This window comes from Microbacterium sp. T32 (assembly GCF_001619615.1).
Lineage (GTDB): Bacteria > Actinomycetota > Actinomycetes > Actinomycetales > Microbacteriaceae > Microbacterium.
This window is the reverse complement of sequence record NZ_LQQP01000066.1, coordinates 1-222: the sequence shown is the minus strand read 5'-3', so window position 1 is coordinate 222 and position 222 is coordinate 1. Positions and strand designations below refer to the sequence as shown.

Sequence of the window (222 nt, the reverse complement as noted above, 5' to 3'; positions counted from 1 at the left end):
GATCGCGCTTCCTGCGCCGCGGCCTCGCGCGCCTTCACCACGTGGTCGGGGTAGCGGAACCGCACGTCGCGGAACTCGATCGCCGCGGCGTCCGCTCCGGGCTCCGTGGTGCCGGGCCGGTCGCCGTCCTCTTCGAGGGGGAGGTCGAGCACCTCCTGGATGCGGCCGAGCGCGCCCAGCGCCTGGTTCACCGACGTGATCGCGCCGATCGCGGAGGCGAGC

1 pseudogene is annotated in these 222 nt (G+C 74.8%); it reads right to left on the bottom strand.

The window, feature by feature from the left end:
• Positions 1 to 222 (bottom strand): annotated as a pseudogene (locus AVW09_RS18100) (ABC transporter ATP-binding protein); the annotation flags it as partial.